The following is a 14447-nucleotide window of genomic DNA, read 5'->3' as shown; positions in this document are numbered from 1 at the left end:
GCAAAAGTGCGAGTGCACCGCGCCATGGACGCAGAGTCAACAGGGTTAAATCAGGCCGAGCGCGGTCATCGCGTCGGCAACCTGGATGAAGCCGGCGATGTTGGCGCCGACCACGTAGTTGCCGGGCGCACCGTACTCGTCGGCGGTCACCAGGCAGCGGTGGTGGATGCTCTGCATGATCGCGGCCAGGCGCTGCTCGGTGTACTCGAAGCTCCAGGAGTCCCGCGAGGCGTTCTGCTGCATCTCCAGCGCGCTGGTGGCCACCCCACCGGCGTTGGCCGCCTTGCCCGGGGCCACCGTCACGCCGGCTTCGGTGAACAGCTTGACGGCCTCCGGGGTGCACGGCATGTTGGCACCCTCGGCGACGATCTTGCAGCCGTTCTTGGCCAGCGTGGCGGCGTGGCTGCCGTCGAGCTCGTTCTGGGTGGCCGAGGGCACCGCGATCTGGCAGGGCACGTCCCAGATGGAGCCGCCGTTGACGAACTGCGTCGCGCCGCCGCGGGCGGTGGCGTAGGCCTCGATCCGCTCGCGCTTGACCTCCTTGATCTCCTTGAGCAGCTCCAGGTCGATGCCCTTCTCGTCGACGATGTAGCCGCTGGAGTCCGAGCAGGCCACCACGGTGCCGCCCAGCTGGTGGATCTTCTCGATCGCGTAGATCGCCACGTTGCCCGAACCGGAGACCACGGCCCGCTTGCCCTCAAACGAGTCCTTGGCCGTCTTGAGAATCTCGTCGGCGAAGAACACCGCGCCATAACCGGTCGCCTCGGTGCGGACCTGCGAACCGCCCCAGCTCAGGCCCTTGCCGGTCAGCACTCCGGACTCGTAGCGGTTGGTGATGCGCTTGTACTGGCCGAACAGGTAACCGATCTCGCGGCCGCCGACGCCGATGTCACCGGCCGGGACGTCGGTGTATTCACCCAGGTGCCGGTACAGCTCGGTCATGAACGACTGGCAGAACCGCATGATCTCGTTGTCCGAGCGGCCCTTGGGGTCGAAGTCCGAGCCGCCCTTGCCGCCGCCGATCGGCAGGCCGGTCAGCGAGTTCTTGAAGATCTGCTCGAAACCGAGGAACTTGATGATCCCCAGGTACACCGACGGGTGGAAGCGCAGCCCGCCCTTGTACGGGCCCAGGGCCGAGTTGAACTCCACCCGGAATCCGCGGTTGATCTGCACATTGCCGGCGTCGTCGAGCCAGGGCACCCGGAAGATGATCTGGCGTTCGGGTTCGCACATCCGGCGGATGACCGCGCTGTCGACATAATCGGGGTGCTTGGAAACCACCGGCCCGAGGCTGCTGAGCACCTCGAAGACCGCCTGGTGGAATTCCGCCTCACCGGGGTTGCGCCGCAGCACCTCGTCATAGATGTCGTGCAGCTTCGGATTCAGTTCGCTCATATTTTGTGATCTCTTCCTCGCGTGTCGCTGTCAGCGGGCACAGGCTAGCCGCCAAAATCGCGAACGCCGAATCCTGTCCGTTACGTCGCTGTTAAATCATTACCGGTCCCGGTGCACCGGTTAGCCTGGATTGGCGAACAAAGGCGGAGCAATCCATGGTGATGTCGCGGCGAGACCGGGTGATTAAGACGCTACCCGTCATCGAGCTCGCGGCGATGGAGATCTTCGCCGGATGCACCGACGCAGACCTGAGGCCGCTGGCCACCGACCTGCAGCCGCTGCAGGCCACCGCCGGAATCGAACTGATGCGGCAAGGCGAGCGGGCCGTGTCGTTCCTGCTGATCTCGTCCGGTTCTGCCCAGGTCAAACACCTGGGAGACGACGGCGCGGTGGTCGTCAACGAGGTCTCGGCCGGGATGGTGGTCGGGGAGATCGCCCTGCTGCGCAAAGGCCGCCGAACCGCGACGGTCACCACCTCGACACCGCTGACCGGCTGGATCGGTGACGAGCGGGCCTTCCACGCCATGGTGCAGATCCCGCAGGTGATGGACCGGCTGGTGCGCACCGCGCGCCAACGGCTGGTCGCCTACATCGAGGCCGTGCCGATCCGGGCCCGCGATGGCAGCGAGTTGTTGCTGCGGCCGGTGTTGCCCGGCGACGGGCGCGCACCGTCGCCGGCCATGTCAAGTTCTCCAGTGAGACGCTCTACCGCCGGTTCATGTCCACCCGCATCCCGAGTCCGGCGCTCATGCACTACTTGTTCGAGGTCGACTACGTCGACCACTTCGTCTGGGTGGTCACCGAGCCGGACGGCTCGATCGTCGCCGACGCGCGTTTCGTCCGGGACACCGAGAACCCGACCGTCGCGGAGATCGCGTTCACCGTCGGCGACAGCTATCAGGGCCGGGGGATCGGCACCTATCTGATGGGGGCGGTGGCTGTCATCGCCCGGTTGGAGGGCATCGAGAAGTTCAGCGCGCGGGTGCTGTCGGAGAACGCCCCGATGCGCGCCATCCTGGATCATTTCGGCGCCTACTGGGTACGCGACGACCCCGGCATCGTCACCACCGTGATCGACGTACCCGGCAACGATCAGCTGCCATTCGGTCCCGATGTCGCCGACCAGATCAAAGAGGTTGGCCGCCAAGCGATCCAGGCCGTGGGGTGACCGTCGCCCCTGGGCAGGTCGGGCGTTGGGTAGATTAGCTGCGATGTTGAACCTTCGCGCGGTGCTGGCAATCGGTTGTGTCAGTTTGCTCGCCGCCTGCAGCTCCGGCCCCGGTGAGGTGACCGCCGACATCAGCAAGGTGGCCGACATCAAGTCCTCCTTCGGCCCGGAGTTCCAGGTGAAGAACATCGCGCGCACCGGGCTCGACCCAAAGTTGCTGGCGGGCAACACCTTGCCGCCGGGCCTGAAGTTCGAACCCGCCGACTGCTCGCGGTTCGCGGTCAGCCAACAGTTGCCGCAGGGTGTGCAGGGCAACATGGCCGCCGTGGCCGCTGAGGGCAACGGAAACCGCTTCATCACCATCGCGTTGGAGACCTCTGAGCCGGTCTCGCTCAGCGAGCCGGGACGATCCTGTCGCCGGATCGGGTTCGCCGGGGACCGGATGCGCGGCTTGGTCGAAACGGTCGAGGCGCCGCGCATCGACGGGGTGCAGACCCTGGGGGTGCACCGGGTGGTTGAGGCCGTGGCCGGCGGCAAGGCACGGATCGGTGAGCTCTACAACTACTCGGCGTATTTCGGCCCCTACCAGGTGCTCGTCACCGCCAACCCGCTGGTGGCGCCCGACAAGCCCGTCATCCCCGTGGACACCCAACGCGCCCGCGACCTGCTGGTGGCCGCGGTGAACGCGATCCGGGGCTAGGCGGTCAGCGCACGCCGCGTGGTCGGAACTGGATGCTGATCCGCGGGCCGGTCGGGGTAGCCGTCTTCGGAATGGAATGCTCCCAGGTCCGCTGGCACGAGCCGCCCATCACCAGCAGGTCGCCGTGGCGCTGAGGTAACCGCAGCGCAACACCTCCGCCGCGGGGGCGCAGCGCCAACGTGCGGGTGGCACCGATGCTGACGATCGCCACCATGGTGTCGTGGTGGGCGCCGCGGCCGAGGGTGTCGCCGTGCCAGGCCACGCTGTCGGCGCCGTCGCGGTACAGGCACAGCCCCACCGTGGTGAACGGCTCGCCGAGTTCCCCGGCGTAGATGTCGTTGAGCCGGCGGCGCAGCCTGGCGATCGCGGGATGCGGCGCTTCCTCGGCGGCCAAGTCGTGGAAGCTGACCAGCCGGGGCACGTCGAGCACCCGGTCATACATCCGGCGGCGCTCGGCCCGCCAGGGGATGGCTTTCCCCAGTTCGTTGACCAAGTCGGCGTCGGCCTCGGAGAGCCAGCCCGGGCGGACGTCGAGCCAGGCGCCGTCACCCAGCTGCCGGCGTTCGCTCAGGTCGAACAGCGACTCCTGTACCGGTATCGCCACGACCCGCAGTCTATCGCACACCAGTTCGATTGGCGAGCGGCTACGACCAGCTGGGCAGCCAGATCTCCATGTTCCAGGTGGCCGGTGAGATCGGCACTCCGGTCAATATCGGGTACAGCCAGGCGAAGTTGGTCAGCACGACAGCGACGTAACAGCTCACCGCGAGCAGCCCGAGGGTCCAGCGCTCCGGCGTGCCGCTGCGCCCGTCTTGGATGATGTCGCTGCAGATCAGCGCCAGCAGCACCGCCAGGAACGGCGCCATCGGCACCGCGTAAAAGAAGTACATCTGCCGGTCGATGTCGGCGAACCACGGCAGCCAGCCGGCGCAGTAGCCGACCAGCGCGGCGGCGTAGCGCCAGTCATGCCGCACCAGCGTCCGCCACAACGCGTAGCCCAGCACCGGCACGGCGAGCCACCACATCGCCGGCGTGCCCACCAGCATCACCGCCTTGACGCAGGACTGGGCGCCGCAGCCGGGAACGTCGTGCTGGTCGATCGCATAGAGCACCGGGCGCAGCGACATCGGCCACGCCCACGGCTTGGACTCCCACGGGTGGTGGTTGCCGGCGGCGTTCGTCAGGCCGGCGTGGAAGTGATACGCCTGATAGGTGTAGTGCCACAGCGAGCGCAGCGCGTCCGGCACCGGGAACCGGCTCTCCAACCCGATCGACTGGCCTTCCTCGTGGCGATCCACCCCGGTCTCGGAGGCGAACCACGCCGCATACGACGCCAGGTACACCCCGAGGGGAATCAGCGCCATGGCATAGACGGTGGGCACGACATCACGGCGCAACGTCCCCAGCCACGGCCGGCGCACCCGGTACTGCCGGCGGGCGGCGACGTCGAACGCCAGCGACATCGCCGCGAAGAACACCACGAAATACAGCCCGGACCACTTGGTGGCGCAGGCCAATCCGAGCAGCACCCCGGCGCCGAAGCGCCACCAGCGCACGCCCAGCCGCGGGCCCCAAGGCGTTGCGCCGCAACGGCCCTCGGTCAGCACGGCGTGCATCCGCATCCGCACCTGGTCGCGGTCGACGATCAGCGCCCCGAACGCCGCCACCACGAAGAACGTCAAGAAGCCGTCCAGCAGCGCGGTGCGCGCGGCGACGAAACTGACCCCGTCGCCGACCAGCAGCAGCCCGGCGACCCCGCCGGCCAGCGTCGAACGGGTCATCCGCCGCACGATCCGCACCAGCAGTGCTATCGCGAGCACCCCGAGCAGGGCACTGGTGAATCGCCAGCCCAGCCCGTTATAGCCGAACAGTGCTTCGCCGATCGCGATCAGCTGCTTGCCGACCGGCGGGTGGACCACCAGGCCGTAGCCGGGGTTGTCCTCGACGCCGTGGTTGTGCAGCATCTGCCAGGCCTGCGGCGCATAGTGCTTCTCGTCGAAGATCGGTGTGCCGGCGTCGGTCGGGGTGTAGAGGTTGGCGAACCGGGTCACCGCCGCCAACGTGGTGACCGCCGCGGTCACCGCCCAGCCGCGGGCGCGGTCGGTCGGCCCGAAATCGGCCACCGGCACCAGCAGTCCGGGGCTGATCACGGGGGCGGTGCGCTCCAGCACGGCCGCGGAGCTGGTAGCGGTCGGAGCGCTCATCCCCACGATCGTAGGCTGTGCGCCATGCCCGATGGTCGATTGCTGCTCGGTGCCACTCCGCTCGGGCAGCCCGCCGACGCGTCGCCCCGGCTGATCGCGGCACTGAGCACCGCCGACGTGGTGGCCGCCGAGGACACCCGGCGGGTGCGGACGCTGGCCAAGGCCCTCGATGTGCAGATCGGCGGCCGGGTGGTCAGCCTGTTCGACGCCAACGAGGCGACGCGGGTGCCGACGCTGCTCGCCGACATCGAGGCCGGTGCCACCGTGCTGGTGGTCAGCGACGCCGGGATGCCGCTGATCAGCGACCCGGGGTATCGCCTGGTGGTCGCCTGCGTCGACGCCGGCCTGCCGGTGAGCTGCCTGCCCGGCCCGTCGGCGGTGACGACGGCGCTGGCGGTGTCCGGCCTGGCCTCGGAGCGGTTCTGCTTCGAGGGATTCGCCCCGCGCAAGCCGGCGGCGCGGCGGGCGTGGCTGGCGTCGCTGGGTGACGAACGGCGCACCTGTGTGTTCTTCGAATCGCCGCGGCGGCTGGCCGACTGCCTGCGTGATGCGGTCGACGAACTCGGCGGCGACCGGCGGGTGGTGGTGTGCCGGGAGCTGACCAAGACCCACGAGGAGGTGCTACGCGGGACGCTGGCCGAGCTGGCCGAGTGGGCCCTCGGCGGCGTGCTGGGGGAGATCACCGTGGTGCTGGCCGGGGCGACCCTGCGCGCCGATCTGGACACGCTGGTGGACGAGGTCAACCGGCTGGCGGGTGACGGCATGCGGGTCAAAGACGCCTGCGCGCAGGTGATCTCCGCAGCGCCGGGGGCGGTGTCACGCCGCGCACTCTACGACGCGGTGCTGCGTTCCCGGGACTGATCGGCGGGGTTAGAAGCTGCGCCGGTAGGAGTGCCAGTCGTCCGCTGCCGGGAGGCGCGCGACCATCCGGTTCACCGCGGTTGCGATATTGTCTGCGGTTCCCGGAGCTACGACCATCCATTGCCCGCCCGCTGAAGCGGTGTGCTCGACGACCACGCGGCCCTCCGGGGTGTCGATGATGGTCACTGCACCGGGTTCAACGTGGGTTCGCGTGGGGCGGCCGGTTTCAACGCCCGCTTGCAGCGCGACGATCGATGTCTGGTTCGACTGCTCGGGGTCCGCGGCGCTCTGCAGAATCCGCAACTGCGCAGCGCCCATCGGTTGCTTCGTGAGAAACGTGTGGAGGCTGTCCGGACTGGCCGCTGCGGCTCTCACCTCGGCCGCGTCCAAGGAGATCGGCCGGAAATCCGCCGGTGCCGCGGTGCCGCATAGTCGCTCGATTTGGGCCTGCAGCAGAGCGCGAGCCCCGGCCTCGTCATGCGAGGTGCCTGCGCCTGCCAGTCGCACCATCGGACCGAATCGTTCGATGCTGACCCACCACTGGTCGAATCGGGTCAGCATGCATTGTGCAGTCGTGCTGGCGTTCGGAGACAGTGTCTGTAGTAGGACCGCAATGTCTCTGCGGGCCAGCACCGTGAGCCATTCCCGCACAATCGGATCCACGTTGCCTGCAGCGTCGATCACGCCCTGGGTACACAACTCGTGGGCCACGGGATGCGCCATAGCCATCCGTGCGGTCTCGATGTCCGGCAGTGTCGGCCGCAGTGCCAACTCCGGGGGCAGCGACTCGACACCTGCCAGGACCTGCAGCACCCACAGGCCGTCAATAGTCGTTGTCAGCACAATCGTTTGCTCGTTGTCGTCACCGCGTTGCCAGCCGAAATCCACTGTAGTGGCTGGAAATCAGCAGTCCGGACAAATGCGCGACTTGTACTCGCTCGTTCTGCTCGACATCGGTCTCTACGATGGCAGCATATTGGCAGGATGAGCTCACGTTGCCGGAAGGGCAGGAGGTCCTGCTGGAGGGCCCAGATTCTTGATCTTGGATTCGACCTTGGAAGAGCCGCTGGCCGCGGACCTCGCTGCTCTGACTGATACGGCGCGCGAGTCGTTCATTGCCGCGGCCATCGCGGGCTGATAGCGCCACCCCGGCGAGCAGACCGAGGGGTTGTCGAGACAGTGAGGGTCTGTTCCGGCTTGGGTGCCTCTACCGACGGCAAATGAATGGTAGGCCGACCCGGCTTTATAGCTGTGGTTGGTGTAACACCCACATCGCCTGCTCACCCGAATCCGCCAGCAGCCTACGATGGCTGTGTGACTGCGACAGACGGGGAGCGAGCATTCTCGGCACGTGAGGAGGTGCTGCTCCGGAGCCTTGATGACACGGTTGAGCTCGGTCTGGTCCATGAATGCGTCGCGCAGGCCAACCCGGACGAGGTCCTGTCAGTCGTCCAGGAGAAGACCTTGGGATTGATTCGCTCGCTGGTCGACGATGGGTTATTTGAAATCGGCGACGAAGGCAATGGGCTTTTTGTCGTCTGGGATTTGTCGGTGGACGAGGCCATTCGGCGGATCCGCGACGTCTACGTCGGCCAATTTGATGATCAAGATGCATGGTATTTCTTCAGTAGGCTAAAGCCCACTGTCAAGGGCGAACAGGTCGCTGAGGGGCTTGGAGAAAATGCCGGATATTTCGCGCCACCCTCAGCCGAAGAAATACACAGCGAGCAGCAGCGACTTGCTTCAGCAGCGTCCTTGGTCGGCGTCTTGGCAGACTATGTTGACGATTTGAGCGTAATCGATGCCGGCGCGGTACCTATGTGGTTGACACAATTGGATCTTCCCGCGAGGTGGCAGTTTGCCCGAGCTGACTACGATGGCGTCGGCCCCGCCCGGTTTGCGGTTTACGGCCCGCAGGCTGACGGTCGCTGGAGTGCTTGTGAAACACTTGCCCTGTTCAGCTTCACCGGTTGCCCACCGGCACAAGTCGTCTACGACAATTCTGCCTGCACGCTGCGAGATCTCAGAGCGCCGCTGGGAGATGCGTTGAGCTTTCTTGAGCCCACAATTACCGAGCCGCTGAGTAACGGTTTCCCACCGGACATGATCGCCGTGCGCACGAGCGGATCCTTCGTATTCTGTCAGCGCTGGATGTGGGCGCAATTCAACACCTATATCGCTTGCTCGGCCGCAGCTGGCCAGAGTCGTATGCTTCAGCAGGTGCTGTACGTTGATTCGACACTGCAAAAATCGCTGGCCGCCGACATCGCCTACCTCGGCCATACCGTTCGCCAGGTATTCACCGCTGCAGCCAGCGCGCCCTGATGTCACAGGGCAAGATTCTCGGTGAAGCTATGCCGGTGATAGTGCCGCCGCAGCGAGCAGGCCGAGGATCGCCCAGATGGTGAGGGTTTGTTGCGGCGGCGGGGGCTCTACCGTCGGCAGACGAACGACGGGGCCTCCGGGATCTGGCTGCACCGGTATGGGTGCGGGTGCCGGCGCCGGCGCGGGAGCCGAAGCTGGTGGTGGAGGCCTCTTCTCCATCGGTAGGTGGACCTTCATTTTTTCGCCATCTGGGTAAACGATGTCAATCGTCACACCTCCGGAACCACTCTCGGTGCGAATGCCGATCCTGGTCCCATCTTCAAGGATTTGCCATTCTCCTTTATATCCGGGTTTGAGGGGAAGCGGTGTCGCATTCTCGGTTAATTCCCGATAAAGCTCCCAAATTTCTGCGGGCGTATTAAGTTGTTTTGAAATTTTCGGGTTTCTGCCGGGCGGGAGCGGATCTACCCGGCTGTGTACGTCGTCGGCGTTATGTACCGACAGCCCATGCACAGAGCCTTCCGAGGGGTCGATGGTGTGCGGAGGCTCGCTTGGGGGTGGCGGTGGCGGTGGCGGTGGTGGCTGTGGCGCCTCAGCCGGCGGCACAACCAGGGCTTGCGGAACCGGTCCAGGCGTGCCGAAGCCGGGTATCGGGCTACTGCCTGACCCACCGGGGGTCAGCAGCGCGCCAGGAGCCGGGTAGGTGTAGGAGAGCGGAGGAGGAGGCGATTCCGGCAACGGCGGGCTGGGCCGCGGTGGTGGACTGGGTGTGGCGGGCGATGCCGGTGCGGGGGTAGCCAGTGCGGGGGCCGGAGCTGGTGACTGCGGAGTCGGCGGAGGGGACGGCTGCGGTGGCGGGTTGAGCGGTTGCAGTTCGGTCGGGCTGGGCTGGGGGAGCGGATGTTGCTGCAAGGCAGCGGCACTGAGCATTTGTGGCAATCCGCCCACGGTCGCCGGCATCGAGAACGGCTGGGCGGGACGGGCAAATTGTGTCAAGCCGGCGCCGGGGTGCCGCCGGAACTCGGCCCGATGCCCATCGCGGGCCGCGCAACCGCTGTGGCTGGTGCCGACGCGGTCTGTGGTGCCAGGGCAGTCGTATTCGCCGGGCCGTTGATAACAGCGGTTGGTGGCGGCTGTTGATACATCCCCACCGGCGGCGGATGCGGTGATGTTGGGGATGGCGGTCGCAATTCTTGCAACTGTTTCGGTGGTGCGGGCTGCACCGGCGGGGTGGGTTTCAGGTGGGCGGCTTGGCTCATCGTGTCGGTTGCCGATCGGTGAGCCAGGCGCATCGCGGCTCCTGTGACTCCGTCGTCGTCGGGAACCGCTGCCTCCGGCGAGGTCGCCGTGGTGGCCGTCGGGGGCGGAGTCGCCAGCGCCGCCATGCTTGACCGCAGCACGGTGCCGTAGCTTGCGCCCGCTGCGGCGTTGGTGGGCCACATGTGCCCGAAGTAGTCGCCGTTGAGCGCCGCGATCCGCGGGGTCAGCGCACCGAAGCATCGTGGATTGGCCTCCACGTCGCTGGCCTCCTGCTGACGGTTGGCCAGCGCGTCCTTCGCCGGAACCATCGTGCTCACCGCACTGTGGTAGGCCTGCACCGCCGCCATGATGATCGGCGGTTTCTCCGCGGCCCAGTCAGCCAGCGCCGCCAGGTCCGTATTCATCCGCTGATGCGAACCTTGGGCAGCCGTCGCGCCCGATCCCGCCCAGGCCGTGCCGAAGGTGGCAGTCGCGTTCGCCCGTGATGTCGCCACGACAGCCTGCAACCGTTCGGCATGTGCGCTCAATTGCTCGGCGTGTGCCACCGTCGGTGTTGAACCCGCTCCCGAGGTCAACACCGCATGGTTTTCCTCTGGGCTGAAAGCCGGCCACAAATGCGACACGAGAGATCCGCTACAGCGCCACCGCCGCTGCTCTCGCAGCCTCGCTCACCACGGTCGCCGCCACTGCGGTCGACTGGCTTGCCGCAAACATCTCGCGACTTATGCCATGTTCGGCGGCAGCGGCCAGGAACGCCGCACCCAGTGCGTCCAATACTGCGGCGAATTCCACAGAATCCGCATCAGCGCCCATCGGGATAGCTCCCAGCAACCCCGGCGCACCCGCTGCGGTGCCTGCCCCCATGACCGAGGCCAGTCCCGACTCAGCATTGGCCGACGCTGCCACCACCGCGGGCTGCATCGAAAACGTCATCGCCCGGCCCTCCCGTGTCGGTGTGCGCCTGTGGTTTGGTGCTCGACTTTACCGTGTTAAAACTTCGGGTGCGGTGTCCCGCCGGGAGCTCTACGACGCGGTGCTGCGTTCCCGGGACTGATCGGCGGCGACGATCGACGCGGCCTTGTGTAGGCACTCCTGCCATTCGGCGTCGACGTCGGAGTCCGCGGTAATCCCGCCGCCCACCCCGAGAACCGCGCCGCCGTCGGCGTCGAACTCCACGGTGCGGATCGCCACGTTGAGCTCACAACCGGCCACCGGGGACGCCAAACCAACGGTTCCGCAGTAGATTCCGCGACGACTCGGCTCCCACTGCGAAAGCAGCTGGCGGGCACGGAGTTTGGGGGTCCCTGTCACCGATGCGGGCGGGAACGCCGCATCCAGCAGGGCCGCCATACCCAGCTGCGGCGGCACCCGGGCCGACACCGTCGACACCAGATGCCACACCCCTGGCGCGGGCCGCACCGCCAACAGTTCGGGCACCGTGACGGTGCCGGTGATCGCCACCCGGCCCAGATCGTTGCGCACCAGGTCCACGATCATGATGTTCTCCGCGACGTCCTTGGTCGAGGCGCGCAGCGCCGACGGGCGGGCATCGGCCGGCAGCGTGCCCTTGATCGGGCTGGAGGCCACCACCTCGCCGCGCCGGCGCAAGAACAGCTCCGGGGACAACGAGGCCACCGCGCCCCAGTCACCGCCCAGATAGGCCGCCCGCGCGGGACCGGTGCGGGCCACCGCGTCGGCGAAGAAGTCCAGCGGGGCACCGGTGACGGTTCCGGTGAAGCGGGTGCACACGCACGCCTGATAGACCTCACCGGCCCGGATGGCCTCCAGGCAGGCCAGCACGCCGGCGCGGTGCGCCCGTCGATCCGGGGTCTCCCAGAAGATGCGACAGCCGCGGGCCGGCGCGGGCGTCGTGAGCGCCTCGGTCAGCCAACCCGGCATCGGCGCGCCGGACAGGCTCTCGAACCACCACTGTCCGCCGGCGTCCTGACGCAGCACACAGTCGGTCCAGCCCCCGGCCGCCTCCGGGATCCGGGAAGCCCGGCCGTCGGCGCCGGGATCGGGGTAGGCCAGGTAGCCGATCCAGCCGCCGCCCACCGCATCGCACCCCGCACCGGTGGGCACATCGAAGACGGCCGCCGCGTCCACCGGTTCGACCGCCACGCTGGGCGCGATCACCGCCCGCGCGTCGAACCATTCGCCGGTCAGCGCGGCCGGCGGCGGCAGCCCGCACCGCCCGGCGGCGTCGCCGAGCGCGCGCAGCACCTCCGGTGCCGTACCCAGGCCGCCGAGCCGCTCGATTCGCACCGCACTAGCTTGTCAGACGTTGGCGCTGCGGGTGATCTCCCGGGCGGCCGCCAGCGCCACCAGCTTGTCCGGGTTGCGCATCGCGTAGAAGTTGGTGATCAGGCCGTCGACGATCTCGACGGTGAACACGCCCTCGAGGCGGTCGGCGCTGTAGAGCAGCACCGCGGGCGCGGAGTTGCAGACCCCCAGATCCACCCGGACGTCGGGTAACTGCGCCCCTTGCCGCAACAGCCCGATGACGGCCCGGGCGACCTTGTCGGCGCCGACGATCGGCCGGCGCGCCGCGCTCGCCTTGCCGCCGCTGTCGGCGGTCCACACCACGTCGGGGGAGAGCATCGACAGGACGGTCGCGATGTCTCCGCCCGCCGCCGCCGTCATGAACTGCTGCGTGATGCGCGCGTTCTCCGCCGGGTCCGCCGGGGTGAAGCGAGGTCGCCGGGCCTGAACGTGGCCGCGGGCCCGATGTGCGACCTGACGCGCCGCGGTGGGTGATTTGCCCACCGCGGCGGCGATCTCGTCGTAGTCGAACCCGAACACCTCGCGCAGCACGAACACCGCGCGTTCGTCAGGGCTGAGCGTCTCCAGCACCACCAGCATCGCCATCGACACCGATTCGGCGAGCACGACGTCGTCGGAGGGATCCTGCTCGTCGAGCAGCAGCGGCTCGGGCAGCCACGGGCCGATGTACTCCTCGCGGCGGCGGGCACCCGCCCGCAGCGCGTTGAGCGCCTGGCGGGTGACCAGCTGGGCCAGATAGGACTTGGCGTCGCGAACCTCGGCCAGCTCCACCTCCGCCCACCGCAGATAGCTGTCCTGCAGGACATCATCGGATTCGATTGCCGAACCGAGGATTTCGTAGGCGATGGTGAACAACAGCGGCCGCAGCTCGGTGAACCGCTCGGCTTTAGCAGCGGTCCCAGCTTCGCCTCTCCTTCGTCGAGGCTCGCTGAACCGCTCGGCTTTAGCAGCGGTCCCAGCTTCGCCTCTCCTTCGTCGAGGCTCGCTGAACCGCTGGGCGTGTTCGTTGCTCACACCGCCGCCTCCTGCTCGGCCTGCCCTTGCGCGATCTGGGCCGCCCGGTTGCCGCCCTTGAGCCAACGGTACGAGCCGGGCTTGGCGCCCTCGCGGCGAATCCCCCAAACGGTGGCCTTGCAGATCGCCTCCTTGACCGCCGCAGCGAGGCGACCCCCGAGATACGCCTTGACCGGGGTGTCGTCGCGGCGGGCCAGCTGGACCGTGGCGTAGCTGCGGCCCACGCTGATGCACTGGCCGGTGAACGCCTGGTCCAGGGCGGTCGGCGAGGTGCCGGCGATGCGGGCCAGCACGGTGTCGGCGGCCTGGGCGCCCAGCGGTATGGCCGCCTGGCAGCTCATCCGCAGGGGCCGGCCCGACGGCGCCGCCGCGTCCCCGGCCGCCACGATCCACGGGTTGTCGACGCTGGTCAGGGTCTCGTCGGTGAGCAGCCGGCCCAGTGCGTCGGTGGCCAGCCCACTGACCGCAGCCAGCTCCGGGACACCGAAGCCCGCCGTCCACACGGTCAGCGCGCTGGGCAGTACGCGCGCGTCGTGCAGCACCACCGCATCGGGGCGCACGGCGACGACCGCGGCGGCCTCCAGCAGTTCGACGCCCAGCTTGCGCATCGCCTTGGCCACCGACCGGCGACCCGATTCGTTCAGTGAGGGGCCCAGCGTTCCACCGCAGACCAGCGTGACGGTCCGGCCCCGCCCGGCCAGTTCGGCGGCCGCCTCGATCCCGGTCAGTCCTCCGCCGACCACGGTCACCGGAGCGTCCGGCGCCAGTTCGTCGAGCTGCGCCAGCAGTAGTTCGGCGGACTCGAATTCACTGACGGAATGGGCGAATTGGGCGGCTCCGGGCACGGCGGTGGTGATGGCGCCGGTGCTGCCGACCGCGTAGATGAGGTAGTCGTAGCGCAGCACGGTGCCCGACGCCAGCTGGATGCGGCGGTCGGCGGCGTCGACCCGCTCGGCGGAGTCGACCAGCAGCCGGACGCCGTCGCCGAGCAGGTCGCGGTAGTCCCGGTCGGCCCGGTAGTTTCCGGCCACGTGCTGGTGCAGCCGGATCCGTTCGACGAACTGCGGCCGCGGGTTGACCAGGGTGACGTCCACACTGGGGTGCTGGCGCAGCCGGTTGGCTGCCATGGTGCCGGCGTAGCCGCCGCCGACAATCACGACCTGTATGCGAGTCATCAGTTGCTCCTGTCTGTGAAGGTGGTTATGCCCTCAAGACACCGCGGACGGCCCCGATGTGA

At 67.9% G+C, this 14447-nt stretch carries 12 protein-coding genes and 1 pseudogene; 4 read left to right on the top strand and 9 right to left on the bottom strand.

Annotation, left to right across the window (positions count from 1 at the left end; translation table 11 throughout):
* Nucleotides 1-45: 45 nt before the first annotated feature.
* A complete protein-coding gene (gdhA, locus tag AC5Y4Q_RS13410) occupies nucleotides 46-1395 on the bottom strand; it encodes an NADP-specific glutamate dehydrogenase (protein WP_064920116.1) in 1350 nt (449 codons plus the stop codon).
* Between the two features lie 155 nt (nucleotides 1396-1550).
* Between gdhA and pat the strand changes: the two are divergent.
* Together pat and AC5Y4Q_RS13400 are read left to right on the top strand one after the other, a co-directional pair.
* Nucleotides 1551-2563, top strand: a pseudogene (gene pat, locus AC5Y4Q_RS13405) (acetyltransferase Pat).
* Nucleotides 2564-2606: 43 nt separating this feature from the next.
* Nucleotides 2607-3263, top strand: coding sequence for a DUF5642 family protein (locus AC5Y4Q_RS13400; protein WP_064920114.1), 657 nt, complete (start codon nucleotides 2607-2609; stop codon nucleotides 3261-3263).
* 4 nt (nucleotides 3264-3267) lie between these two features.
* On the opposite strand, the gene AC5Y4Q_RS13395 is transcribed toward AC5Y4Q_RS13400, so the two are convergent.
* Together AC5Y4Q_RS13395 and AC5Y4Q_RS13390 are read right to left on the bottom strand one after the other, a co-directional pair.
* Nucleotides 3268-3867: an alpha-ketoglutarate-dependent dioxygenase AlkB gene (locus AC5Y4Q_RS13395; protein ID WP_185746634.1), complete on the bottom strand. Its 600-nt coding sequence runs from the start codon at nucleotides 3865-3867 to the stop codon at nucleotides 3268-3270.
* 40 nt (nucleotides 3868-3907) lie between these two features.
* A complete protein-coding gene (locus AC5Y4Q_RS13390; RefSeq protein ID WP_064920112.1) occupies nucleotides 3908-5467 on the bottom strand; it encodes a dolichyl-phosphate-mannose--protein mannosyltransferase in 1560 nt (519 codons plus the stop codon).
* Between the two features lie 24 nt (nucleotides 5468-5491).
* Here AC5Y4Q_RS13390 and rsmI point away from each other — a divergent pair, with 24 nt between their 5' ends.
* Complete coding sequence (rsmI, locus tag AC5Y4Q_RS13385) at nucleotides 5492-6328, top strand: 16S rRNA (cytidine(1402)-2'-O)-methyltransferase (protein WP_064920111.1); 837 nt, start codon at nucleotides 5492-5494, stop codon at nucleotides 6326-6328.
* 9 nt (nucleotides 6329-6337) lie between these two features.
* Here rsmI and AC5Y4Q_RS13380 read toward each other — a convergent pair whose 3' ends face one another.
* Nucleotides 6338-7216: an ESX secretion-associated protein EspG gene (locus AC5Y4Q_RS13380; protein WP_499959250.1), complete on the bottom strand. Its 879-nt coding sequence runs from the start codon at nucleotides 7214-7216 to the stop codon at nucleotides 6338-6340.
* Between the two features lie 426 nt (nucleotides 7217-7642).
* Between AC5Y4Q_RS13380 and AC5Y4Q_RS13375 the strand changes: the two genes are divergently transcribed.
* Nucleotides 7643-8653 carry a hypothetical protein gene (locus AC5Y4Q_RS13375; RefSeq protein ID WP_131809476.1) on the top strand — a complete coding sequence of 337 codons (1011 nt, stop codon included), beginning with the start codon at nucleotides 7643-7645 and terminating at the stop codon, nucleotides 8651-8653.
* A gap of 992 nt (nucleotides 8654-9645) precedes the next feature.
* Here the strand turns inward: AC5Y4Q_RS13375 and AC5Y4Q_RS13370 are convergent.
* The 5 genes from AC5Y4Q_RS13370 to AC5Y4Q_RS13350 form a co-directional block, all read right to left on the bottom strand.
* Nucleotides 9646-10536, bottom strand: coding sequence for a PPE domain-containing protein (locus AC5Y4Q_RS13370; protein WP_499959248.1), 891 nt, complete (start codon nucleotides 10534-10536; stop codon nucleotides 9646-9648).
* 10 nt (nucleotides 10537-10546) lie between these two features.
* Complete coding sequence (locus tag AC5Y4Q_RS13365) at nucleotides 10547-10846, bottom strand: PE domain-containing protein (RefSeq protein ID WP_064920107.1); 300 nt, start codon at nucleotides 10844-10846, stop codon at nucleotides 10547-10549.
* 90 nt (nucleotides 10847-10936) lie between these two features.
* The gene (locus tag AC5Y4Q_RS13360; protein WP_064920106.1) at nucleotides 10937-12178 is read right to left on the bottom strand and encodes an aminodeoxychorismate synthase component I; all 1242 of its coding nucleotides are present in this window, start codon (nucleotides 12176-12178) and stop codon (nucleotides 10937-10939) included.
* 12 nt (nucleotides 12179-12190) lie between these two features.
* Nucleotides 12191-13054, bottom strand: coding sequence for an RNA polymerase sigma factor SigJ (gene sigJ, locus AC5Y4Q_RS13355; protein ID WP_234787893.1), 864 nt, complete (start codon nucleotides 13052-13054; stop codon nucleotides 12191-12193).
* Between the two features lie 152 nt (nucleotides 13055-13206).
* Complete coding sequence (locus AC5Y4Q_RS13350) at nucleotides 13207-14385, bottom strand: NAD(P)/FAD-dependent oxidoreductase (protein ID WP_499959246.1); 1179 nt, start codon at nucleotides 14383-14385, stop codon at nucleotides 13207-13209.
* Nucleotides 14386-14447 lie beyond the last annotated feature (62 nt).

This window comes from Mycobacterium sp. NGS16, from assembly GCF_059813225.1.
The sequence above is the reverse complement of the archived record's forward strand: the minus strand, read 5'-3'. Positions and strand labels throughout refer to the sequence as shown.